This window comes from Actinophytocola sp. (genome assembly GCF_035712165.1).
Classification (GTDB): Bacteria; Actinomycetota; Actinomycetes; order Mycobacteriales; family Pseudonocardiaceae; genus DASYTH01.
Genome location: NZ_DASTBH010000562.1, coordinates 1 through 18,277, shown reverse-complemented (window position 1 = coordinate 18,277; position 18,277 = coordinate 1). Strand labels below are relative to the sequence as shown.

The 18,277-nt window shown below is 69.8% G+C and carries 33 protein-coding genes; 15 read left to right on the top strand and 18 right to left on the bottom strand.

Annotated elements, in window-relative coordinates:
• Positions 1 to 15: 15 nt before the first annotated feature.
• The 10 genes from VFO68_RS32195 to VFO68_RS32150 all read right to left on the bottom strand — a co-directional run bounded on the left by VFO68_RS32195 (position 16) and on the right by VFO68_RS32150 (position 5,833).
• Complete coding sequence (locus tag VFO68_RS32195) at positions 16 to 513, bottom strand: hypothetical protein (protein ID WP_325162197.1); 498 nt, start codon at positions 511 to 513, stop codon at positions 16 to 18.
• Between the two features lie 56 nt (positions 514 to 569).
• Positions 570 to 1,133 (bottom strand): LPD29 domain-containing protein, encoded by a 564-nt coding sequence (locus VFO68_RS32190; protein ID WP_325162196.1) that lies wholly within the window; start codon positions 1,131 to 1,133, stop codon positions 570 to 572.
• 141 nt (positions 1,134 to 1,274) lie between these two features.
• Positions 1,275 to 2,393, bottom strand: a complete 1,119-nt coding sequence (locus tag VFO68_RS32185; RefSeq protein ID WP_325162195.1) for an exo-alpha-sialidase — start codon at positions 2,391 to 2,393, stop codon at positions 1,275 to 1,277.
• Positions 2,393 to 2,677, bottom strand: a complete 285-nt coding sequence (locus VFO68_RS32180; RefSeq protein WP_325162194.1) for a hypothetical protein — start codon at positions 2,675 to 2,677, stop codon at positions 2,393 to 2,395. Before VFO68_RS32180 ends, VFO68_RS32185 begins: the two co-directional genes overlap by 1 nt.
• A complete protein-coding gene (locus tag VFO68_RS32175) occupies positions 2,674 to 3,138 on the bottom strand; it encodes a hypothetical protein (protein ID WP_325162193.1) in 465 nt (154 codons plus the stop codon). The genes VFO68_RS32180 and VFO68_RS32175 overlap by 4 nt, the downstream gene beginning before the upstream one ends.
• Positions 3,135 to 3,587 carry a hypothetical protein gene (locus VFO68_RS32170; protein WP_325162192.1) on the bottom strand — a complete coding sequence of 151 codons (453 nt, stop codon included), beginning with the start codon at positions 3,585 to 3,587 and terminating at the stop codon, positions 3,135 to 3,137. The genes VFO68_RS32175 and VFO68_RS32170 overlap by 4 nt, the downstream gene beginning before the upstream one ends.
• Positions 3,584 to 4,402, bottom strand: coding sequence for a DUF4097 family beta strand repeat-containing protein (locus tag VFO68_RS32165; RefSeq protein WP_325162191.1), 819 nt, complete (start codon positions 4,400 to 4,402; stop codon positions 3,584 to 3,586). The genes VFO68_RS32170 and VFO68_RS32165 overlap by 4 nt, the downstream gene beginning before the upstream one ends.
• On the bottom strand, positions 4,399 to 4,827 hold the full coding sequence (locus tag VFO68_RS32160) for a hypothetical protein (RefSeq protein WP_325162190.1): 429 nt from the start codon (positions 4,825 to 4,827) through the stop codon (positions 4,399 to 4,401). The genes VFO68_RS32165 and VFO68_RS32160 overlap by 4 nt, the downstream gene beginning before the upstream one ends.
• A complete protein-coding gene (locus tag VFO68_RS32155; RefSeq protein ID WP_325162189.1) occupies positions 4,824 to 5,192 on the bottom strand; it encodes a hypothetical protein in 369 nt (122 codons plus the stop codon). The genes VFO68_RS32160 and VFO68_RS32155 overlap by 4 nt, the downstream gene beginning before the upstream one ends.
• Positions 5,189 to 5,833 carry a hypothetical protein gene (locus VFO68_RS32150; RefSeq protein WP_325162188.1) on the bottom strand — a complete coding sequence of 215 codons (645 nt, stop codon included), beginning with the start codon at positions 5,831 to 5,833 and terminating at the stop codon, positions 5,189 to 5,191. The genes VFO68_RS32155 and VFO68_RS32150 overlap by 4 nt, the downstream gene beginning before the upstream one ends.
• 132 nt (positions 5,834 to 5,965) lie before the next feature.
• On the opposite strand from VFO68_RS32150, the gene VFO68_RS32145 reads away from it, so the two are divergent.
• Positions 5,966 to 6,466 carry a hypothetical protein gene (locus tag VFO68_RS32145; RefSeq protein WP_325162187.1) on the top strand — a complete coding sequence of 167 codons (501 nt, stop codon included), beginning with the start codon at positions 5,966 to 5,968 and terminating at the stop codon, positions 6,464 to 6,466.
• A gap of 50 nt (positions 6,467 to 6,516) precedes the next feature.
• Here VFO68_RS32145 and VFO68_RS32140 read toward each other — a convergent pair whose 3' ends face one another.
• From VFO68_RS32140 to VFO68_RS32125, 4 genes are all read right to left on the bottom strand, one after another.
• Positions 6,517 to 7,212: a hypothetical protein gene (locus VFO68_RS32140; RefSeq protein WP_325162186.1), complete on the bottom strand. Its 696-nt coding sequence runs from the start codon at positions 7,210 to 7,212 to the stop codon at positions 6,517 to 6,519.
• 66 nt (positions 7,213 to 7,278) lie between these two features.
• Positions 7,279 to 8,265 carry a hypothetical protein gene (locus VFO68_RS32135; protein ID WP_325162185.1) on the bottom strand — a complete coding sequence of 329 codons (987 nt, stop codon included), beginning with the start codon at positions 8,263 to 8,265 and terminating at the stop codon, positions 7,279 to 7,281.
• Positions 8,266 to 8,415: 150 nt separating this feature from the next.
• Positions 8,416 to 8,964: a hypothetical protein gene (locus VFO68_RS32130; RefSeq protein WP_325162184.1), complete on the bottom strand. Its 549-nt coding sequence runs from the start codon at positions 8,962 to 8,964 to the stop codon at positions 8,416 to 8,418.
• Between the two features lie 72 nt (positions 8,965 to 9,036).
• Positions 9,037 to 9,585, bottom strand: a complete 549-nt coding sequence (locus VFO68_RS32125; RefSeq protein WP_325162183.1) for a hypothetical protein — start codon at positions 9,583 to 9,585, stop codon at positions 9,037 to 9,039.
• Positions 9,586 to 9,764: 179 nt separating this feature from the next.
• Between VFO68_RS32125 and VFO68_RS32120 the strand changes: the two genes are divergently transcribed.
• Positions 9,765 to 9,950, top strand: coding sequence for a hypothetical protein (locus tag VFO68_RS32120; protein ID WP_325162182.1), 186 nt, complete (start codon positions 9,765 to 9,767; stop codon positions 9,948 to 9,950).
• Positions 9,951 to 10,007: 57 nt separating this feature from the next.
• On the opposite strand, the gene VFO68_RS32115 is transcribed toward VFO68_RS32120, so the two are convergent.
• Both VFO68_RS32115 and VFO68_RS32110 read right to left on the bottom strand, forming a co-directional pair.
• Positions 10,008 to 10,811: a DUF7168 domain-containing protein gene (locus VFO68_RS32115; protein ID WP_325162181.1), complete on the bottom strand. Its 804-nt coding sequence runs from the start codon at positions 10,809 to 10,811 to the stop codon at positions 10,008 to 10,010.
• A 5-nt stretch (positions 10,812 to 10,816) separates the two neighbouring features.
• Positions 10,817 to 11,062, bottom strand: a complete 246-nt coding sequence (locus VFO68_RS32110; RefSeq protein WP_325162180.1) for a hypothetical protein — start codon at positions 11,060 to 11,062, stop codon at positions 10,817 to 10,819.
• A 98-nt stretch (positions 11,063 to 11,160) separates the two neighbouring features.
• On the opposite strand from VFO68_RS32110, the gene VFO68_RS32105 reads away from it, so the two are divergent.
• From VFO68_RS32105 to VFO68_RS32075, 7 genes are all read left to right on the top strand, one after another.
• Positions 11,161 to 11,448 (top strand): hypothetical protein, encoded by a 288-nt coding sequence (locus VFO68_RS32105; RefSeq protein WP_325162179.1) that lies wholly within the window; start codon positions 11,161 to 11,163, stop codon positions 11,446 to 11,448.
• Between the two features lie 80 nt (positions 11,449 to 11,528).
• Positions 11,529 to 11,864 (top strand): hypothetical protein, encoded by a 336-nt coding sequence (locus tag VFO68_RS32100; RefSeq protein ID WP_325162178.1) that lies wholly within the window; start codon positions 11,529 to 11,531, stop codon positions 11,862 to 11,864.
• A 59-nt stretch (positions 11,865 to 11,923) separates the two neighbouring features.
• Positions 11,924 to 12,802: a hypothetical protein gene (locus VFO68_RS32095; RefSeq protein ID WP_325162177.1), complete on the top strand. Its 879-nt coding sequence runs from the start codon at positions 11,924 to 11,926 to the stop codon at positions 12,800 to 12,802.
• Positions 12,803 to 12,877: 75 nt separating this feature from the next.
• Positions 12,878 to 13,216 carry a hypothetical protein gene (locus VFO68_RS32090; RefSeq protein ID WP_325162176.1) on the top strand — a complete coding sequence of 113 codons (339 nt, stop codon included), beginning with the start codon at positions 12,878 to 12,880 and terminating at the stop codon, positions 13,214 to 13,216.
• Between the two features lie 8 nt (positions 13,217 to 13,224).
• Positions 13,225 to 13,488, top strand: coding sequence for a hypothetical protein (locus tag VFO68_RS32085; protein WP_325162175.1), 264 nt, complete (start codon positions 13,225 to 13,227; stop codon positions 13,486 to 13,488).
• A 34-nt stretch (positions 13,489 to 13,522) separates the two neighbouring features.
• Complete coding sequence (locus VFO68_RS32080; protein WP_325162174.1) at positions 13,523 to 13,768, top strand: hypothetical protein; 246 nt, start codon at positions 13,523 to 13,525, stop codon at positions 13,766 to 13,768.
• A gap of 77 nt (positions 13,769 to 13,845) precedes the next feature.
• Positions 13,846 to 14,085: a WhiB family transcriptional regulator gene (locus VFO68_RS32075; RefSeq protein ID WP_325162173.1), complete on the top strand. Its 240-nt coding sequence runs from the start codon at positions 13,846 to 13,848 to the stop codon at positions 14,083 to 14,085.
• A gap of 111 nt (positions 14,086 to 14,196) precedes the next feature.
• Here the strand turns inward: VFO68_RS32075 and VFO68_RS32070 are convergent, their stop codons facing one another.
• A complete protein-coding gene (locus VFO68_RS32070) occupies positions 14,197 to 14,667 on the bottom strand; it encodes an IPT/TIG domain-containing protein (RefSeq protein ID WP_325162172.1) in 471 nt (156 codons plus the stop codon).
• A 278-nt stretch (positions 14,668 to 14,945) separates the two neighbouring features.
• Between VFO68_RS32070 and VFO68_RS32065 the strand changes: the two genes are divergently transcribed.
• A complete protein-coding gene (locus tag VFO68_RS32065; protein WP_325162171.1) occupies positions 14,946 to 15,272 on the top strand; it encodes a hypothetical protein in 327 nt (108 codons plus the stop codon).
• 5 nt (positions 15,273 to 15,277) lie between these two features.
• A complete protein-coding gene (locus tag VFO68_RS32060) occupies positions 15,278 to 15,691 on the top strand; it encodes a hypothetical protein (protein ID WP_325162170.1) in 414 nt (137 codons plus the stop codon).
• A gap of 159 nt (positions 15,692 to 15,850) precedes the next feature.
• On the opposite strand, the gene VFO68_RS32055 is transcribed toward VFO68_RS32060, so the two are convergent.
• A complete protein-coding gene (locus tag VFO68_RS32055) occupies positions 15,851 to 16,735 on the bottom strand; it encodes a metal-dependent hydrolase (protein ID WP_325162169.1) in 885 nt (294 codons plus the stop codon).
• Between the two features lie 29 nt (positions 16,736 to 16,764).
• Here VFO68_RS32055 and VFO68_RS32050 point away from each other — a divergent pair, with 29 nt between their 5' ends.
• The 4 genes from VFO68_RS32050 to VFO68_RS32035 all read left to right on the top strand — a co-directional run bounded on the left by VFO68_RS32050 (position 16,765) and on the right by VFO68_RS32035 (position 18,235).
• Positions 16,765 to 17,271, top strand: a complete 507-nt coding sequence (locus tag VFO68_RS32050; protein WP_325162168.1) for an HNH endonuclease signature motif containing protein — start codon at positions 16,765 to 16,767, stop codon at positions 17,269 to 17,271.
• A gap of 46 nt (positions 17,272 to 17,317) precedes the next feature.
• Positions 17,318 to 17,563: a hypothetical protein gene (locus tag VFO68_RS32045; RefSeq protein ID WP_325162167.1), complete on the top strand. Its 246-nt coding sequence runs from the start codon at positions 17,318 to 17,320 to the stop codon at positions 17,561 to 17,563.
• Between the two features lie 2 nt (positions 17,564 to 17,565).
• Positions 17,566 to 17,850 carry a hypothetical protein gene (locus VFO68_RS32040; protein ID WP_325162166.1) on the top strand — a complete coding sequence of 95 codons (285 nt, stop codon included), beginning with the start codon at positions 17,566 to 17,568 and terminating at the stop codon, positions 17,848 to 17,850.
• 94 nt (positions 17,851 to 17,944) lie between these two features.
• Positions 17,945 to 18,235 carry a hypothetical protein gene (locus VFO68_RS32035; RefSeq protein WP_325162165.1) on the top strand — a complete coding sequence of 97 codons (291 nt, stop codon included), beginning with the start codon at positions 17,945 to 17,947 and terminating at the stop codon, positions 18,233 to 18,235.
• The last annotated feature ends 42 nt before the right edge of the window (positions 18,236 to 18,277 follow it).

Here is an 18,277-nt window from a genome sequence, read left to right as displayed (position 1 = left end):
CGTCAGGGGCTCGCGCTACCGCGTCGAGCGCGGCTTGGGTGGGGTGTACTTCGGCGGGGTGTACTTCGGCAGCGGCGTCGAGCCGCCGCCGGTCGGCGTGGCCTTCTTCGGCGGGGCGGGCGGCGGCGTGTACTTCGGCACGCTCGCCGTCGGCGCCGCCTTGCTCGGCTTGGGCGCACCCGAGGGGCGCGGCTGCGGGGTCGGCTTCGCCGTGGTGTTCGCGTTCGACGGCCGGTAGCCGTGGCCCGCGACGTGGCCGCCGTACGGGATGTAGGGGTGCCAACCGACGGGGCGGTATCCGCCGTAGGGTCCGACCCAGTACCAGGTGACGAACGTGCCGTCGGCGGCCCAGTAGCCGCAGTCGTCTTCGAAGTGGGCGAGGTCCTCGGCGTCGCAGTCCTCGGTGTGGTAGCTGGTGTCGTCGGCGTAGCCGGTCGAGTCGCAGGCGGTCAGCACGACCGCGAGCGCGGCGACGCCGGAGCCGAGCGCGGCGGCCAGTTTGGTGATCTTCAAGGTTCCTCCAGGGAGACGGGATGCCGGGCTCGGAAGTCCCGAGCCCGGCGGGGAGGTCAGGGGCGCGAGGTCTTGACCGAGAGGCGGTAGACGCCGTCGCGCACGGTGTCGAAGTCGCCATACGCGTACGGGCCGCCGACCAGCAGGTCATCGAGGCTGCCCTGCTCGGGAAGGCCGGACTCCTTGCGGACCTGGGCGGCCAGCACGGAGGTGAAGCCCTCCGACAGGGCGCGCCGGGTGCCCACGCTGGTCGTGCCGAAGTGCACCAGCTCGACGTCGCCGCAGCACCGCGAGTTGGTGGGGCCGTTGTTCTCGGCGATGTCGCAGCCGTAGGTCTCGGCCGAGCGGGCGCCGTGCTTGCGGCAGTACCAGGAGTTGGCCGAGTAGGAGCAGTCGGTCATGCCCTCGAACCGGCCGCCGTTGAACCCGTAGGCGGCGTTCTCGACCTCTTCGACGGTCGGGCCGTCGGTCCATGCCACGTCGATCGAGGCGCCCATCGAGTAGCGGTCGATCCGCACCGAGAACTTGACGCCAGGGAAGCACGCCTTCAGGACCGGGCGCAGCATCCTCGCGGCCTCGGCAACGTCGATCCAGCGGGGGCGGGTGGTGGTCTCGGTCATGGTGGCTACCTCCTGGGCTTCGAGCGGAACAAGCGAAGTGTAGCCGACCTGACAGCGGCTCGTCAACCTCCGTCCAAAAACGAGCCCCGACCGGCTGCGACCGATCGGGGCTCGCCCGTCCCGCCCAGGACGTCTACCGGGTCACAACCACCCGAGGTACAGCCTGCTGTCGGTGGGCGACCGCTCCATGCCCAACGGGCAGAAGATGCGCCCCGGCCCCAGCTCGACCGGGTGGGCATACGTGCTGCCCACCGCGTCCACCGTCGAACCCGCAGGCATCGGCATCAACTCGCGCTCCACCACCCACGACACACCCTTGTCGCCCGAGCTGGCCAGCTTCGCCGCCCGCGTCGCCGTGTCCCGGTACACCGTGTAGATCCGGCCGTTCGAGGCGTACACGCTGGCGCTGTTGCCCGTCGCGTTGGGCAGCACGTTGCGGTAGATCGGCGACCACACGTTCGCCGCCATGTCCCACGACCGCACGGCCAGGGACTTCCACGAACCGTCCCGCATGATCAGGATCGCCGTGTTCCCCGTCCCCACCACCCAGGGCTCCTGGAACGGGTTGTTGCTGCCAGGGTCGCCGATCGCCACCCGGTTCGTCGACCAGCTGGCGCCGTTGTTGTCCGACCAGGCCACATACGCCGAGTCCGTCGTCTCGCCCACCTTGCGGCCGTAGAAGCCGGTCACCAGGCGGGCGCCGATCTTCACCACCGGCGCCGAGATCGCCGCGTACGGCATGTTCGGGTCGATCCGCACCGACGGCCCGAACGTCGCCCCGCCGTCGGTGGAGCGCGCCACGCGGGCGCCCGAGGGGACGCCGTTCACCGACACGAAGTAGGTCAGGAACACGTCCCCGCCCACGGCCGACAGACCCGACGGTCCCAGGTGCGGGTCGCGGACATCCCCGCCGTTGTCGACGGTCACGTGGGTGGGCGTCGACCAGCTGTCGCCGTTGTCGGTGCTGACCGAGGTCAGGATCTCCCCGTCCGCCGAGGCGTGCGCGCTGCCGTGTCGCCACATCATGCGCAGGCGACCGTCGGCGAGCCGAACCACCGTGGGGAAGCCGGAGTGGTCGCCGTCCAGCCCGAACGCGCGGTACTGGCCCGGCACGGGGGCCGGGGCAACAGGTGTCGTCATGCCCGCGACGCTAGCGGCCTGGACCGTCACCAGCGGGGATGTGTCGGTCGGCGCGCTGTGCCACGGCGCCACCATCATGATCAGTGCGGCCAGGCTCGCCGCCAGTGCGGTGATCTTCATCAGGGCCACACCACGGCTACACGTTGCACGGAGCCGCCGATCTCCGGCGGCTCGTCGTCGGTGAAGCGGGGCTTGTCCTTGGCCTGGTCCTCGGCGAACGCCTCTGGGGTCAGGTAGGTCTCCTTGTATTCCGTGTCGTAGAGCGACTCCACCACGTCGCCACCCCAGGTGTCGAAGCCGTTGCCCTCCTCGTCTTCGGCGAGCACCACGGGGAGTGTGGGGTCCATTGTGGACAGCTTGGCGATGAGGTCCGCCACCGTGGGCGGCTTCCACTCGTCGGTCACTTCGCACCTTCCTTGATCTTCTCCTGGTGGTTGCGCCACGCGGCCGGGCCGATGGCGTAATCGGTGTTCAACTGCTTGGCCGCCCACACGGCCTTGTCCCACGGGATCGAGCGCGCCCCGAACAGCAGCTCGGTCACGTCCTCGCTGTGCGGCCAGTCGTGCAGGTCCAGCACCTGGCCGGTGACCGGCTCGCCGCTGCCGTCCTCCTGCACTTCGTAGTTGGCCGGGCTGGCGACGAACAGCGGCGAGCCCAGGAATCCGGCCGCGCGCAGCTCGATCAGGATGGGCTCGATCACCTCCAGGTAGGCCGCCTCGTGGTCCTGGCCCTCGCCCGGCTCGATCAGGTCGGCCGCCTGGCGGATGCCGCGCAGCGCCGCGTCGAGCAGCTCCTGCGGCAGCCCCGCCAACGGGTGACGCCCGCCGTGCGGGCGCCGCATCGCGTCCTCGTCGTACCGCGTCATCGCGAGACCTCCCCGGCCAACCGGGTCGGGCCGGTCCAGCCCTCGCCCAACCGCACGCCACGGTGACGCAGCAGGTCGGCGACCGCCCGGCCCATCGCGGGCCACGCGCGCCGGAACGCGCGCACCTTGTCCGGGTCCGCCGGGCGCGCGTTCGAGCCGGAGCCGGGCCGGTGCACCGCGACGTCGGCCATGGTTGAGATCGCGCGCTCGTCGAGCAGCGCCTGCTCGGCGAGACGTTCCAGCTTCTCCAGGCAGCGGCGGCAGGTGACCGGCTCGTCGGTGTAGTTCCAGCGGCCCTGGTAACGGCCCGGCCCTACCAGCTCGGAGGTGTAGCTGGTGCCGCACAGTGCACCGAACTGGCGCGGCGGGTGCAGTCCCGCCGTGCTCACCATCGTGGACAGCGCGTGCACCGCACCTGTTCCGGCGGCCGAGGTCCTCCCGTGTTTCACGTCCTCACCCGCCCCGAGACGCTGCCCGCGTTCACGCTGACGTTGACGCCGGAGGAGCGGGTCACTCGGACGTCGCCGGACACCGTGCTGGCTGTCACCGATCCGTCGGCGACCGCGTACACCTCGATGTCACCGGACACGCTGCGGGCGTTCAGCTCGCCCGCCAGGGACTCGGCGCTGATGTCACCTGAGACGCTGTTCGCCTGCATCCATCGCGCGCCGCTGGCGGTGATGTCGCCCGCGACGGTGTGCGCGTTGACGCGCCGGGCACCCACGGCGCGCAGGTCGCCGTTCTTGGAGGTGAAGGTCACCTCGGCGAACTCGGCCTCACCGTCGGTGGACACGCTCATGTCGCCCGCGACGGTCTTGCCGGTGACGTGCGAGTCCGAGGGGACCATGGCGGTGACCCGCACCTGGCCGGGGGTGCCCATGTGGACGGTGCCGCCGCCGACGCTGCCGATGCGGACTTCGCCGTTGCCGCCGACGAAGATGCCTCCGTACACGTCACCCACGCTGACCACGTTGCCGATCACGTTGCCAACGACGACGTTGTGGCTGCCGTAAACGACCCGCCTGCCGCTGCCGGGTGGCGCGGGCACTATCACCCGGACGTTGCTGCCCGACATGTGAATTTCGGCGCGCTCGATCAGCGCCAAGGCCACCTCGTCGCCGGGAAACACCGGCTCCAGGGTGACCTGGGCGACGTCTCCTTCGGCCCGGCTGGCGCGCACTTCGATGCTGCCCGTGGTGACGTCGATGTGCAGGTTCACCGCGCCGACATGTTCGAGTACGCGTGTGCGCTTCTCCTCGGTCACACTTTCCTCCCGGTTGAGTCCTGAGTGGGCTGGACGTATTCGACGAACCATCCGCTGTCGTGACTGTCGCGGCTGAACTGGACGCCCGCGTTTGCGATCCTGTCCAGGTCCTCGTCGGAGAACTGGGCCTCGCCGCCGCAGGTGACCAGCACCAGCGCGGTCAGGGTCCGGAGCGCCAGCTGCATCGGGGCCAGCTCGGCAGCCAGGTCCTCGACCTTGCCGATCAGCTGGTCGCGCTGCGCCCGCAAGATCATGTTCTCGGCTTCGACCATGCTGTTCGGCCGGGTGCCGTTGATCAGGTCCGCGCTGGCGCCCATGCGGACCTCGGCGTCCAGCCTCTCGATCCGGTTGGTGATCCGGGCGTCGATCTCGGCGCCGGTCCGCGAGACGGGCGGCAGCTGGTTCGAGGGGGTCGGGACGGTCATGCGTTCTGCTCCTCACGAGCGCGCATCTCGGCGATGTTGGCCGCGCGGCGCTTCTCTCGGTACGCGAGGTAGGCGCGGGCGCCCGCCTCGTTGAACAGCAGCACCAGGCGGTGCAGGGTTCGCTCGTCGAAGGTGGCGGCGAGCGCGTCGGCCTCGGTGTAGTCGGGGAAGGTCTCCTCGTCGGCCTGCTCGCCGCCGGACATGTGCGGCAGCAGCGCGGCGGCGACCGCGTGCAGCAGCCGGACGTCCGGCCCGACCAGGGTGGCCACGTCGTCGGTGAGCAGCTGGACGGCGGGCATCTCTGCCTTGCGGGAGGCCGCGACGAACGCGGCCACCCGCTCCACGGCGGTGATCTCGGTGGTCACAGCAGCACCTCGACCATCTCGCCGGTGGCGTACTCGGAGTAGCTGCCGTTGAGCGCGGACCACGAGTAGGTGTTGCCGTCGCCGCCGCTGGCCGTCGTCGCCAGCCAGCGCCCGACCTCTTCCTGGTAGATGAAGACCACGTCGTTCACCGTGGAGCGCACACGCAGGCCGTTCTCGCGCGGTTCTGGCGAGTCGAGGGGAAACCGGCGGGGCTGCGGCTCATCGAGGTCTACCGGCTCGCCCAGGACGACGTCGCTGTCCAGGTCGGCACGCTCGGCCACGTCGTTGATGCGGACCAGCTGGACGGCGGCCCATTCGCGCGCCCACTCCGTCTTCGCGAACTGGTCCTCGGAGAACTCGCGCTTGTACGCGTAGACCTTCTCGGGGACCTCCATGTCGTGGTAGCAGTTTGGGTTGTCGCTGGGTCGGCCGCTCTTGAGCACGTCGAAGCCGAACAGGGTGATCTTGCCGAGTTCCCACGGGCCGCCGTCGGCGCGGTTGAACACGGCCTTGATCTTGATGGGCCGGATCGCCTTGGCGCTCCACTCGTTGGGCTTGACGTCGCGGACGTCCGGGTGCTCGGGCACCTCTCCCCAGACGGTGATCCTCTCAAGCGCGCTTTCCGCTTTGATGATCAACATGATGACTTCCTCGGGTAGTCGGGCGGAACAGGGATAGTAAACCATGCTGGGCGCGGCTCGTCAACCCGGCCCGTCGGCTCGCTCCCGAGTGGCACCACCACCTCACGGTCGCGCCGCCGTACGCTTCTGCACGTGCAGCTTGAGGGCAAGATCACCGACTACGGCGACCTGGTGCACCAGGAACGCTGGATCATCAAGGGCAAACGCCTCCGCGCCGTCCTGCACGTCGGCCGCCACCGCAAGGCCACAGCCGCCGAGCGCGACAGCAGCACGACCCCCCGCACCGCCACCCCCGGAAAGGTTGATCACCACATGGACCTCATGGCCGACCAGGGCTTCGACCTGCTCGCCCCCACGTTCACCGACGAGATGGGCAACGCCACCGACGCGCCCGCCGACTACGCCAGCGAGTTCAGCGTCAGCGACACCTCGATCCTCGCCGTCACCGACAACGGCGACGGCACCGCGTTCGTCGCGGCCACCGGCACCCTCGGCCAGGCGGTGCTCACCGCCACCTACACCTTCGACGGCCGCACCGTCTCCGGCGACGAGCTGGTGACCGTGGTCGCCGGTCTCGCCGAGCGCGTCACGCTGAACTTCGGCGAGCCGCGCGAGGTCACCCCCGACGCGTGACACGACGACAGCCCGGCCCCACGCGGGGCCGGGCTGTCGCGCATCCGGGGTCAGGCGGTCTTGGCCGCCTGCTCGGCCTCGGCCTTCAGTGCGTTGGCCGCCAGCGCCGCCAGCGTCTCGCCGCGCGTCGGCGGCCGACCCTTGCAGCCCGCTGACCGGTGGTGCAGGTGGTGCTCGAAGTGCAGGTGGTGGGTCTCGCAGAACTCGTCCCACATGTGGACCTCGCGCACCTGGTCACCCTTGATGTCCCAGGCGAGTTCTTCGAGCAGATCCACGTCGTCGAAGACCACGATGATCTCCTCGCCCACGCCGTTCTCGTTCCACCGCTCGATCCGGATCGAGTCCTCTCGGCTCGGCTGCCCCGGCCAGCCGCGCAGCTCCACGTAGACCAGGTCTTCGCGGCGGCCCAACCACTGCTTGTCCGGGTTGCGGTAGCGCTCGCGAGCCTCGTCCTCGGTCTCACTCATGCGCTGGACCGAGAACCCGATGCCGTGGATGCCGGGCCGCAGGTGGATGCCCACGCCCACGCCGAGGCGGTGGCTGACCGGGTTGAACCCGCGCCGGTCGATCCGGAGCCCCGCGCGCACGTCCGGCGTGCCCGCGCGGTCGCCGAGGTAGCGGCGCATCATGGTCATCCGGCGGTCGCCGACCAGGCCGATCATCTTGCGGGCCAGCACGTCCACGGTCATGAAGGTGACGAACGCGCAGGTGTCGCGCTGCTGGGCGCGCTGTTCGATGTTGATCACTGGGTACTCCTCGGGGTGGTGCGGAACGGGTGAAGGCCCGCCCGGTTCGCCGGGCGGGCCGCGCGGTCAGAGGAGCTTGCCTCTGGTGACCACGGTGGTGATCTCCTCGGTGCGGTCGTAGATCGAGTGCTCCTTGACGGTCGCCTTGATCGTGACCTGCTGCCCCTTCTCCAGCTCGATGTAGTTGCTGGCCTTCCACTTCACGGTGCCCTCGGGGGTGTCGAGGATCATCACGGTGCAGGTCTTCGGCGTGTAGCCGTAGTTGGACTCGAAGTGGTCGAACCACCGCACGGTGCCGGTGAACTCGCGGCGGTCGCCGATCTCGCCGATGGCGGCGTTCACGCGGGCGGCGGCCTTCGCGGCACGCTCGGCCTCACGCTTGGCGGTCTCGGCCTCGGCAGCCTCCAGCTCGTGAACCAGGCGCACCAGCAGTGCGGCCTGCTTCTCCGAGGCGAACGAGCCGTACTGGCGGGCCTTGCGCGCCATGTCGGACAGGGTGCTGATCGCCCAGTCCTTGCGGTTGCGCTCGGCCCAGGTGGTGCCCGCGACCGGCGCGGTGACCTGCTCGCCGTTCGGCTCGTCGACCCAGCGCGGCCGGGTCTCGTAGACGGCACCAGCCTGGCCGATGTTCCACGCGTAGGTGGCCCAGACCAGCTCGGGGTAGGTCTCGCACAGGGCGTTGAACGCGGTGAGCTTGGCCTGGCGCTCGCGGTCCAGCGCGGCGGCCTTGCGGGCGGCATCGAACTCGGCCTTGGTCATCTCGAACCGGTTGTCGAGGCAGGTTTCGCCCACGTAGATCAGCGTGCGGGTGGGCAGGTGCTTCATCAGCGCCGAGTAGCGCAGCAGCGCGCCGCAGTGGTCGCACTGACCGGCGCCGCCGTGCACGCCGGAGAAGGTCCATCCGGCGTCCAGCAGCTCGCGGCGGGCCTGGAGGAACCAGTCGTTGGCGCCCGGCCAGTCGGCGCGGGAGTCGAACACGGCGACGAACTCGTAGTCGGCGGGGTCGAACTCGGCGGCGGACGGGCGGTGGATGTCGGTGCGGGCGCTGGTCATCGGGTCCTCCTCGGTCGTGCGGAACACCGATAGCTTAGCCGTCTAGTCAGCGGCTCGTCAACCCCCGATCGAGGCCGAGCGCGACAACGGCCCCGGTCCCGCGTCTCCGCAGGTCCGGGGCCGTTGCTGTTCCGCCTGGCAACCCAGGTTCTAGGACGCCACCGCCGGAGCGGTGTGCGCGCCGGGCACCTCGATGCCCTTCTCTGCCGCCCACCTCAGCACGGCCGCCAGCTCACGCACGTGCTCGGGCGGACCCGAGCGGCCGTTGCGGTCGCGCCGCGCCACGGCGGCCGGGTAGGTCTCGTCGTAGCGCTGCCAGCGCCGCACGGTCTGGTCGTGCAGGTCGAACAGGGTGGCGATCTCCTCCGTGGAGACCAGCTGGCGCTCGGTCGCCTCGGCCGTGGTGACCAGGGGCAGGTCGTTGTCGTTGCCCTCCTGGGCGGCCTGGCGCCGCAGGTACTCGTCCACCTGCTCCTGCGACCACAGCGGCACGTCGCCGACGCGGGCGACCGGGCGGCACAGTGCGCCGCGCGGGTTGGCCGGGTTGGTGATCTCGCGCCGGGTGAGCGAGTCGGCGATCGTGTTGGTGGACAGGCCGGTGGCGTCGGCGACCCGACCGATCTCCAGGTACTCGGATGCGGCCTTGATGTCGCCGGTCAGGTCTAGCGCACCGGCAGCCCAGCGGGCTCGGCTGTTCATGGTCTCGTCCTTCCAGGTCTGCGCGGGGGTGCGCGTTTACGCCACTAGCTTAGCCGCCACGATAGCGGCACGTCAATCCGACTGGAGGGATGGCGTCAGCGACTCGACCACGATGCCGCGCCGAGCCAGCTCAGCGGTGGCGTCCTCGTCGGACACACCCAGCGTTGGCCGCTGCGCCGCCCGACGCTTACCCTCGGCCACCGCCGCCAGACCCGCCAGGAAGAACTCCTCGGCCTGGCGCAGCGTCAGCGGTGCGTCGTCGGAGGTGTCATGTGTCTCGAAGACCACGCTCACGCCCTCGTCGGTCAGCTTCACGCCCACCTCGGCCTGCGCCTCGGGGACCTCCGTCGGCGAGTACGCGGCAAGCCCACCCCACCGCAACCCCTCGCGCTCAGGGTCGTAGTCGGGCACGTGTGGCACGTTCCCGAAGACGTCGTGAAAGATCGCGATGATCTCGCGCACCGGCACCGCGATGGCCACCCGCGTGTTACGGGCGCCCACCTCGTCGGCCATGTCGGACAGGCGCTGCTTGAGCATCGAGTCGACGCCTACCCCGTCGAACCGGGTGCGCTCGGGGATCGTCACCTTCGCGGGTGACGAGTGCTCTGCGGTCACATCCATCTCCAGTCCACGCTGTATCAAGGTCCGCCGTGTAGGTGACCTGCTGCATCACGAATGGTAGCCGGGATGGCGGCGGACCATGATTCTTTGCCACCCGGACGGTAGCTTTTGTTGCCGCGTCACGAGCGGCTACACTTGGTGGCCAGTTCCGTACACAGACCCCGAGGAGAACGGACGGCATGGCACTCGTAACGATCTTTGCGATCCTGACGCTGGTGTTCGCGTTCCGGCGCAAGGAGTGGTTCCTGACGATCATCGCCGTCATCACCGGCCTGATGCTCGCGACCACCGGCACCGACATCGGCACCAAGGCGGTCGAGATCCTGACCTCCGTCAGCCAGACCATCGACGGGCTGTTCAAGTAGAGCAGTCCGACGGAGCCCCCGACCAGAGTCTGGTCGGGGGCTCCGTCGTTTCCGGTCCTACCGCGCGGGCAGCGCCGGACGGTCACCTCGGGTTACGCCGGTGCCGCCACCCAGGTCGGCCTTGTCGCCAGCGCGACGACCGTCGCGCTTGGCGTAGGCGTCGACCTGTCGGTTGTTCTTCCGGGGCTTGAAGCCGAAGTTGGCCTCGTAGAACGCCTTGACCTGGTCGCGGCGGCCGACCAGCACCAGACCGGTGCCGGGTTCGCCGTCCCCGTCGGCGGCGTGCTCCTGGTCGTACTTCGCGCGGGCCTCCTGCTCCTTGCGCCACAGTCGCACGCCGACCCGCTCGCCGAAGCCGACCAGCCAGCTCTTGCGGTACTGCCGCGTCTCCGACGCGGTGGAGTAGCTGTAGGGGCGCTCCTTGCGCACCGCGTTCACCGCCTGGAGGAGCAGCGAGGTGTAGAGCAGCTCGACGCGCTCGACGTCACTCCGGAACCCGATGATCGTGATCGAGCTGACGATGTTCCGGTAGTGGCTGTAGAAGCTGCGGCAGTTGAGTGCGCTGGCGATCTGGCTGGCCAGCAGCATCTTCTCGTACGAGTACGGGTCGGAGATCAAGATCTTCTTCTCGATGATCGTGTCGGTGGCCTGCCCGCGCCGCGCGGCCAGCATCATCTCGGTGACGCCGTGTCGGGCCATGAGTTCCATGGCGCGGTTCAGCGCCGCGTCGCGTTCGCCCTCGGGGGCGCGCTCGTCGGCCGCGATGGCGAGCTGGGCTTCGATCTGGCCCAGCTTGCCCGCGCGGCGGCGCTCGGCGATCTCTTCGGGCGTGGAGCGCTCGACGGTGGGGTTCTCGGTCACGGGGGTCAGTCCTTCCTCGACTGGAACGGGCGGAACACACCGGGCTGGCCGGTGATCGTGCGGACGTGCTCGGCGGCCTCGGCCTGGCACTGCGCGTCGGCGCAGACGTAGGTGGAGGCGTGCGGGCTGGTGCGGGCGAAGTCGGGGGAGTCGATGGGTGGGTACGACACCATCCCCTCGGGGGTGTGCTTCTCCTCGAAGCTCACGGTGACCTCCTGGTCGTTCGAGCGGAACGAGGGATAGTGAACCATCCTGAGAGCGGCTTGTCAAACTCTATTCAGGAGTTGACGAGCCGCCCTGAGCGTGGCTAAGCTATGTCTTGTCCCGCTCGAACGACCAGGAGGTCAACATGTCGGTCACCTTCGCCGCCTACAACGTCACCGCCGACGAGTTCGCCGACGTCGAGGACATCAACGTCAACAACAGCAATGCCGCTCGGATCCTCCGGGCGCTGGGCTTCGACGACGAGGTCTCGCTGGGCGACCTGTGCGGAAGCACGTCGGCGCGGGACTTCCAGGCGCGCGTCGTCCTGGCTCGCCGCTTCCCCCGCGACGACTACATGACCGGTCGTCTCGACGACCTGTTCCGACTCGCATCGGCGGCGCGAGCTGCTGACTGCGTCGTCTCCTGGGCCTGACCAGCCCGACCGGGCGCCCCGCGCGGGGCGCCCGGTTCCGTATCCACGTTCCGTCCACGTTCAATCCACAGGAGTCTGGTATGGCCGCCAAGATCGACGCGATCACCGAGTACAACCTGGCTGTCGCCAACGTCGAGTTCCGCGAGCAGCGCACCGTGTTGCGCGAGCGCATCACCGTCGAGATCAACGGGCGCAAACAGACGATCGGCGCCATCAGCTCAGACGGCCGGTGGGGCTACGACCGCGAGGGACGCAACTGGGTCGCCTTCCCCCGCGACCCGAGCGCGGCCGGGACGGTCTCCTTGTCCTACCACTCGTCGCTGGACGCCGCCCGGCGCTGGACCTTCGACCTGGACCACCCGGTGCACACCGTGCCGCGTGCGCCGCAGCCGGTCCGGTACGAGGTCTACCGGTAGTTGACGAGCCGCGCTACGAGCGGCTACACTATCGGTACGACGACGAAAGCGAGACCGAAATGACCACCCGCACCGCTCCCGCCCCGATCTTCACCGACATCAGCGCCGCCACCCCTGCCGAGATCGACTACCACCTGGCCCACCTCGAAGCCGAGTCCTACCAACTCGACCACGGCCTGGTCTCCCTGCGCCGCGAGCTGGGTCACGCCGAGGAGATCGCCCAGGGCTACGGTCCGCGCTACGGCGCCCGCAAGCCTCGGCCGGTCGCCGAGATTGCCGAGCTGATTCAGAACGCCGAGTTCCGCCTGACCGAGATTCGACACCACTTCGTCACGCTCAACGCCGAGTACGCCCGGCGCGGCGGCTGGCCCCGGTACTACCTCGTCGAGGACGGCCACCTGCACTACGACGTGTCCGGCTCCCGCTGCTCGCGCATCCCCAGCACCACGCACTACTGGATGACCGACTTCAGCGGCGAGGACTCCGCGAAGGTGATCGAGCTGGCCGGTGAGCGCGTCTGCACCACCTGCTTCCCCGACGCGCCCGTGAAGCCGCGCCCCGCGTCGGTCCGATTCATGACCCGCACCGAGGCCGAGCGCGCCGCGTACGCCGAGGACAAGGCGCGCAAGGTCGCCGCCCGCAAGGCCGCCCAGATCACCACCCCCGAGGGTGGCGAGCTGCGCGTGCCGCGCAGCTTCGGCGGCACCGACCACGTCAAGACCGAGCGGGCCGCCTGGAACCGCGCCATGGCCGACGCCACCACCATCGCCTGGTACGGCACCAAGGACTCGGTCGCCGAGCGCGAGGCGGTCGAGCTGTGCCTGGCCGCGCTGGCGCACCGTCGCGGTGTCACCGTGGACAGCCTGCGCACGGAGCTGAACAAGAAGATCGCGACCAAGGGCCGCCGCGAGGGCTTCACGGTCCTGGCGACCATCTGAGACAGGAAGACCGGCCCCGCCTGGCGGGGCCGGTCTCGCTCATCCCGAACGTCCCGGTTCAAGAGGAGGGCCAACGTGTCCGAGGAAAACCCTACCGTCACACCGTTTCTGGCGTCCCTGCGGGACTCCAGTGTTGACCTGCTGGTGACCCGCTACCGCCGGTCCACCGCCGCGCTGCTGCGCCTCACCGACCCCGATGCCCGCGCCCGACGCCACCGGCGCATGGACGCCATCACGATCGAGCTGGTCGAGCGCGGCCTGGGCGAGCTGGCCAGCGACCTGAACGACGAGTGGGCGGCGCTGGACCTGCTGGCCAAGGCCGACCCCAGCCACCCGGTCGCCGCCGTGATCGGCTCCGGCCTGGCCACGATCCGCCTGCGTATCCAGCGCCGCGTCGCCCTGGCTCCCCGGTGAGCGCCGTCATGGTCAGGGAGCGTTGCCCGCGTAGCGGCAAGGTCAAGTTCGGCAGCCGGGCGGCGGCCGAGCGGCGCCTGGAGGAGATCGCGCGGATGCCGGTCACCGACGCGGTGGCCGACCACTTCTACCGGCCCACCCACGTCGCGCCACGGTGCCGCAGCTGCGGGTTCTTCCACCTGTCCAGCACCGGCACCACCAAGCCGCACGGCCGGGGGACTGCCGCGCGGCTGGTGCCGAAGCGGCGGGGGAAGGCTCGGCGGAAAAAGTAGTTGACGAGCCGTCACGAGAGCGGCTAAGCTACAGGTGTTCCGCAAGCAGCAACCCCCGGAGGTCACCGTGAGCTTCACCCTCGACGGCATCGAGATCGAGACCATCCCCGCCACCATGGTCGAGCTGGCCTGCGGCGGCCACGAGATCATCGCGGCCCGCGTCGACACCGGCGAGTTCGTCGAGTGCTCCGACTGCGGCCCGGTCAGCGACGAGCAGGCCACGCTCTGCCAGGTCGTCGGCGTGTTCCGCACCGCGATCGTGCCCACCACCACCGTCTGATTCCCCCAGCGAGGAGCCCCCGGCGCCGACCTGGTGCCGGGGGCTTCTCGTGTCAACCGCGCCGAGGAGGTGCACCGATGGACTGGATGATCAACGCCGCGTGCCGTGGCGCGCCCGACCCCGACCTGTGGTTCCCCGTCTCCGAGATCGGCCCCGGCGCCCTCCAGGTCGCCGAGGCGAAGGCCGTCTGCGCGGACTGCCCGGTCCGCGAGGACTGCCTGGCCTTCGCCGAGGCGCTGGGCCTCGACCACGGCGTCTTCGGCGGCCTGGCGGCCAGCGAGCGCCGGGAGCTGCACCGGTCAGCTGTGACCGCGTAGCCTGTCGGTGTCGCCTTTGCGGACCGACGAAACCCTTGGCTAGGGGTCACAGCGAAGCCCCCTCCGGAGTCGCAACTGGAGGGGGCTTCGTGCTGCCGGGGCAGCGGCCGGTCAGCTGTAGGTGAAGCCGTTGGTCACGGTCACGTTGCCCGCGTCGTCCTGGACGACGACGTTGTACGCGCCCGCCGTCTTGGCCGGGGTGGTCACCTGCACGCGGGTGTCCGAGATGCGCTTGAACGCGGTGCCCGCCGTGCCGCCGAAGGTCACGCCCTCGGTGCCGCCGAGGTTGGTGCCGTTGATCGTCACCACCGTGCCACCGGCCGCCGCGCCCGTGTTCGGCACGATCGAGGTCACCGTGGCGGTCTTGAACAGGCCCTCGATCACCGACTCGGGCACACGCTGGCCAGCGTGGAACAGCAGCGCGTCGGCGCCCTCGAACGTGGCGTTGCCCTCGTTCTGGGTGAACAGCTGGTGCACGTCCTCGTTGAAGACCCAGATGCTCTCCTGGGTCTGCTCGGTGGCGAGCGCGTACAGCTCGGTCTTGTTGAGGACTGTCCCGTCCTCCTTGACGAACGACGACATGGGCGTCTCCCTGGGGTCTGGCGGCTACGTAGCGGGGCCAGTATCCAGCCCGTGGCCTGCGGAGACGGGCCGACGCGCCGCAAGGGTTGACGAGCCGTTCTGACATCGGCTAGTCTACTGATGTTCCGTTCGACAGCCCGAGGAGCTGATCCCCATGAGCAACATCGTCAAGCCCAACCCGGCCGACTTCGACGACATCGAGGACTACTTCGCCGCGCTCGACGAGTACTACGAGGCCAGCCTGTACGTCGGCCTGGTCGTTACGGCGGCCTGATCGCATGGCCACCGACCGCGAGATCCTGACCCGGATCGCTGACCTGGCAGTCGTCGGCGAACGCCACGACGCCGCCGACGACGCGCTGGCCGCCATCCGCAAGCTGGCCGACGAGCAGGTTGCCGCCGCTGCGGGCATGCCCTCGGACCGTGACGTCCTGCTCGACACGGCCGACGCGCTGCGCGCCGCCGGTGAGGCGTTGTTCAACGCCCCCGGTGCGCCGGTCGGCCTGACCCGCCGCGTGTGGAAGACCGAGGACCGGGTGCGCGAGCACTTCGGTCTCCCGAACCCCGACGCCGTCCCGACGTCGGACCCCGAGAAGAAGGAGTGACCAGCATGGATCTGTTCGGCTTCAAGCGCCGCAGGGCGCAGCGCGAGGCCAACGCCCGCCAGCGGGCCGCCGCCGTGGAGCGGGCCACCCGCACGGTGCAGGACCGCCCGGCGCCCCCGCCCGCGAGCCCGCGTCGCGACGTGATCGGCAGCTACCCGGAGCCCCGGCGGCGCCACCGCCCCGAGGCGGACGCGCCCGACCACCTCAACCCGGCCAACCCGCTGAGCCCCCTCAGCCCCGTGTACCCGTTCAGCTCCAACTACGCCGACCCCACGCCGGGGCCGGACCACAGTGCGAGCCATCACCACGGCTCGCACGACTTCGGCGCGGCGGGCTCGGGCCTCGGCTTCAGCGGCTCGGACAGCGGCAGCTCGTCCAGCTCCTACGACAGCGGCAACAGCTCGTACGGCGGCGAGTGATCGAACTCGAAGCGGCCCGGCATCAGGCGATGCCGGGCCGCTCGCGTATGCGCCGGTGAGGGGGTAGCCTCCGAGACGAGGAGCCCACCTCCCCCCTCGGGACTCCCCAAGGCTGTCACAGGCCGGACGCCCCCAGTGACCCCCAGGCTGGGGGCGTCGTCATGTCCAGGGCAGCAGCGACAGCAGGCCCGGCCACGCGTCCGGCACGGTCGCCACCGCGAGCACCAGGACCACCGGCAGCAGCAGCGCCCACGTCACCACGGCCTCGCCGCGCTTGCCGGTGTGGAACCGCAGAGCACGCGGTGTGCCGATCGGGTACCAGCGCCGCCCCCGGATCTTGACCGGGTACAGCCACGAGCAGCCCGAGCGGGTCATCGAGTCGCCCAGGCAGTGCGCCCAGCAGCCCACCGCGACCGCGCCGCCGACCCACCAGGACCGGCCTCCCTCGGGCAGCGCATAGGCCGCCCACCACGACGCCAGCGCGGCCAAGACCATCAGCGTGACCCATGCCTGGTCATGGCGTAGGAACCACCGCCAGAACCGGGCGCCCAGTCGCCGCGAACGCGACCGCCTGCTCATGCCGGTCAGCTTGCAGGCCACCCAGTCGAAGAACCGGTTGAGCTGTCGCATGCCGACCAGGGCGCGCAGGGCGAACGCCAGCATCGTGAACAAGATCAACATCAGGCCGGGGCGCCACAACGCCAGCGCGCCCGAGGTCGCGCCCGCGAACACGGCGAACAAGATCGTGTGCGTGATGCCCCGGTGGCCGCCGTCTCTGGCCTCGTCTCGCGCTGTCTTGGTTCCCTGGTAGATGACCGCGCTGGTCGCGTTCGTGATCCGGGACAGCCGGTAGGAGATGGGGCCGAACGTGCGCGCGATGCTGGCCTCGGGGTGGTCGAGGTCGGGCAGCAGCGCGGCCCCGGCGCAGATGGCGGCGGCGGTGAACGCGGTCGCCGGGGTGACGGTGGCACCGCCGAGCTGGGCGACCTGGCAGCCGACCAGGCCCAGCGCGGCGCCGGACAGGGCGTGGCCACGTGCGAGCATCAATCCTCCAAAATGTGTACGGTTCCATCATGGTCAATACGAGTCGGCCGCTGGCCGAGGACATCGCGAAAGCGCAGGCCGCAGAGACGTCCGAGGGGTGCTGGCCCTGGCAGGGCAACATCCACGCGAGCGGGTATGGGCGCCGGAACGTCAACCGTGTGGTGAAGCGGGCGCACATCCTGGTGTACGTCGCCTTGGTCGGCCCGATCCCTGACGGCTACCAGCTCGATCACACGTGCCATGGTGCGGCCGAGGACTGTCGAGGGGGACCGACCTGCCGCCACCGGCGGTGCGTCAACCCGGAGCACCTGGAGCCGGTCACCCGGCGTGAGAACTGGGAGCGCGGCCGGTCGCTGTCTCGACAGGCACGCGACGTGCGGACGTGTCCCAGCGGACACCCGTACAGCGAGGAGAACACCTACGTTCACCGAGGCAAAGGCGGCAGGGAGTACCGGCGCTGCAAGGTCTGCATCCGCGCGTCGAACCGGGCAAGCTGGCACCGGAAGCAGTTGACAAGCCGTTCTCATAGCGGTTAGTCTATCCATGTTCCGCTACACCGCAACCCGACCCGAGGAGTCGACCATGGCCCGCAAGTCGCTCAACATCTACCTCGTGACCCGCAACGACGACGTGGACTACGAGGACAACGACGCCGTGGTGGTCACCGCCGCCAACGCCGACGACGCCCGCGAGTTCGCCGCGAGCGCGCCCGGCTCACGCCCCCGCAACTCTGCGTGGCACCTGTCCACCACCACCGTGACCCTGGTCGGCAAGGCGCTTCCGGACGCCGTCGGCGGCACGGTGCTCGCCTCGAACAGGGGAATGTGATCATGGCCGCGCGCATCCGCTTCATCTCCGGCCCGCAGGTCACGACCGACCTTGACGTCAACCGCCGACGCACCGGCCGTGACCGCGTGGTCATGCTCGTGCAGGTCGGCGAATCGAAGGCTCCTCGCGAGGTGGAGCTGACCGAGCATGACCTGCTGAACCTGATCGCGAAGTCCGCCGACATGTTGGAGGTCCATCGCCGCCGCCGTGAGGCTGGCCTGTCACCCCTGGGGTCCGGCGAGGTCACCAGCCCCGGTGACGTCGGGCGCATCCCCGGCGACCTGTAGTTCGGAAAGATCTTGGCTCCGGGGGTTGACGAGCCGGGCTCAGAGCGGCTAGTGTTCTAGTTGTTCCGCTCGACAGCAACCCCCGGAGGCCGAAATGACCAGCACCTTCGCCGACACGGTGGCCCAGGACCTCGCCCTCTACCTCGCCGCCCGCGACGTTACCGAGGACATCCCCAAGGGCGTCCGCCTCACCCCGCACCAGGTCCGCATGCTTCAGGTCGTCAGCGACTTCTACCCGACCTGCCCGGCCAGCGAGGACGGTGCCCATAACCGCAGCGTCGTCTCCGCGCCCTACCAGACCACGGTCAACGGCAAGGTGCTCACCGCCACCTGGCGCAAGTGCACCTGCGGCCTGGTCGAGGGCACCGAGTACTACCAGCGGTAGCCAGACCGGCGGCCCGCCCCCAACCCAGAGGAGGGGGCGGGC

What these genes read in the sequence shown, in the direction of transcription:
- VFO68_RS32095 (WP_325162177.1), top strand. Translation starts at nt 11,924, where the DNA reads ATGACCACCCGCACCGCTCCCGCCCCGATCTTCACCGACATCAGCGCC.
- VFO68_RS32085 (WP_325162175.1), top strand. Translation starts at nt 13,225, where the DNA reads ATGGTCAGGGAGCGTTGCCCGCGTAGCGGCAAGGTCAAGTTCGGCAGC.
- VFO68_RS32185 (WP_325162195.1), bottom strand. Translation starts at nt 2,393, where the DNA reads ATGAAGATCACCGCACTGGCGGCGAGCCTGGCCGCACTGATCATGATG.
- VFO68_RS32070 (WP_325162172.1), bottom strand. Translation starts at nt 14,667, where the DNA reads ATGTCGTCGTTCGTCAAGGAGGACGGGACAGTCCTCAACAAGACCGAG.
- VFO68_RS32110 (WP_325162180.1), bottom strand. Translation starts at nt 11,062, where the DNA reads ATGGTTCACTATCCCTCGTTCCGCTCGAACGACCAGGAGGTCACCGTG.
- VFO68_RS32175 (WP_325162193.1), bottom strand. Translation starts at nt 3,138, where the DNA reads ATGACGCGGTACGACGAGGACGCGATGCGGCGCCCGCACGGCGGGCGT.
- VFO68_RS32060 (WP_325162170.1), top strand. Translation starts at nt 15,278, where the DNA reads ATGGATCTGTTCGGCTTCAAGCGCCGCAGGGCGCAGCGCGAGGCCAAC.
- VFO68_RS32150 (WP_325162188.1), bottom strand. Translation starts at nt 5,833, where the DNA reads ATGTTGATCATCAAAGCGGAAAGCGCGCTTGAGAGGATCACCGTCTGG.
- VFO68_RS32105 (WP_325162179.1), top strand. Translation starts at nt 11,161, where the DNA reads ATGTCGGTCACCTTCGCCGCCTACAACGTCACCGCCGACGAGTTCGCC.
- VFO68_RS32160 (WP_325162190.1), bottom strand. Translation starts at nt 4,827, where the DNA reads ATGACCGTCCCGACCCCCTCGAACCAGCTGCCGCCCGTCTCGCGGACC.
- VFO68_RS32135 (WP_325162185.1), bottom strand. Translation starts at nt 8,265, where the DNA reads ATGACCAGCGCCCGCACCGACATCCACCGCCCGTCCGCCGCCGAGTTC.
- VFO68_RS32075 (WP_325162173.1), top strand. Translation starts at nt 13,846, where the DNA reads ATGGACTGGATGATCAACGCCGCGTGCCGTGGCGCGCCCGACCCCGAC.
- VFO68_RS32035 (WP_325162165.1), top strand. Translation starts at nt 17,945, where the DNA reads ATGACCAGCACCTTCGCCGACACGGTGGCCCAGGACCTCGCCCTCTAC.
- VFO68_RS32055 (WP_325162169.1), bottom strand. Translation starts at nt 16,735, where the DNA reads ATGCTCGCACGTGGCCACGCCCTGTCCGGCGCCGCGCTGGGCCTGGTC.
- VFO68_RS32100 (WP_325162178.1), top strand. Translation starts at nt 11,529, where the DNA reads ATGGCCGCCAAGATCGACGCGATCACCGAGTACAACCTGGCTGTCGCC.
- VFO68_RS32120 (WP_325162182.1), top strand. Translation starts at nt 9,765, where the DNA reads ATGGCACTCGTAACGATCTTTGCGATCCTGACGCTGGTGTTCGCGTTC.
- VFO68_RS32125 (WP_325162183.1), bottom strand. Translation starts at nt 9,585, where the DNA reads ATGGATGTGACCGCAGAGCACTCGTCACCCGCGAAGGTGACGATCCCC.
- VFO68_RS32050 (WP_325162168.1), top strand. Translation starts at nt 16,765, where the DNA reads ATGGTCAATACGAGTCGGCCGCTGGCCGAGGACATCGCGAAAGCGCAG.
- VFO68_RS32065 (WP_325162171.1), top strand. Translation starts at nt 14,946, where the DNA reads ATGGCCACCGACCGCGAGATCCTGACCCGGATCGCTGACCTGGCAGTC.
- VFO68_RS32130 (WP_325162184.1), bottom strand. Translation starts at nt 8,964, where the DNA reads ATGAACAGCCGAGCCCGCTGGGCTGCCGGTGCGCTAGACCTGACCGGC.
- VFO68_RS32190 (WP_325162196.1), bottom strand. Translation starts at nt 1,133, where the DNA reads ATGACCGAGACCACCACCCGCCCCCGCTGGATCGACGTTGCCGAGGCC.
- VFO68_RS32045 (WP_325162167.1), top strand. Translation starts at nt 17,318, where the DNA reads ATGGCCCGCAAGTCGCTCAACATCTACCTCGTGACCCGCAACGACGAC.
- VFO68_RS32040 (WP_325162166.1), top strand. Translation starts at nt 17,566, where the DNA reads ATGGCCGCGCGCATCCGCTTCATCTCCGGCCCGCAGGTCACGACCGAC.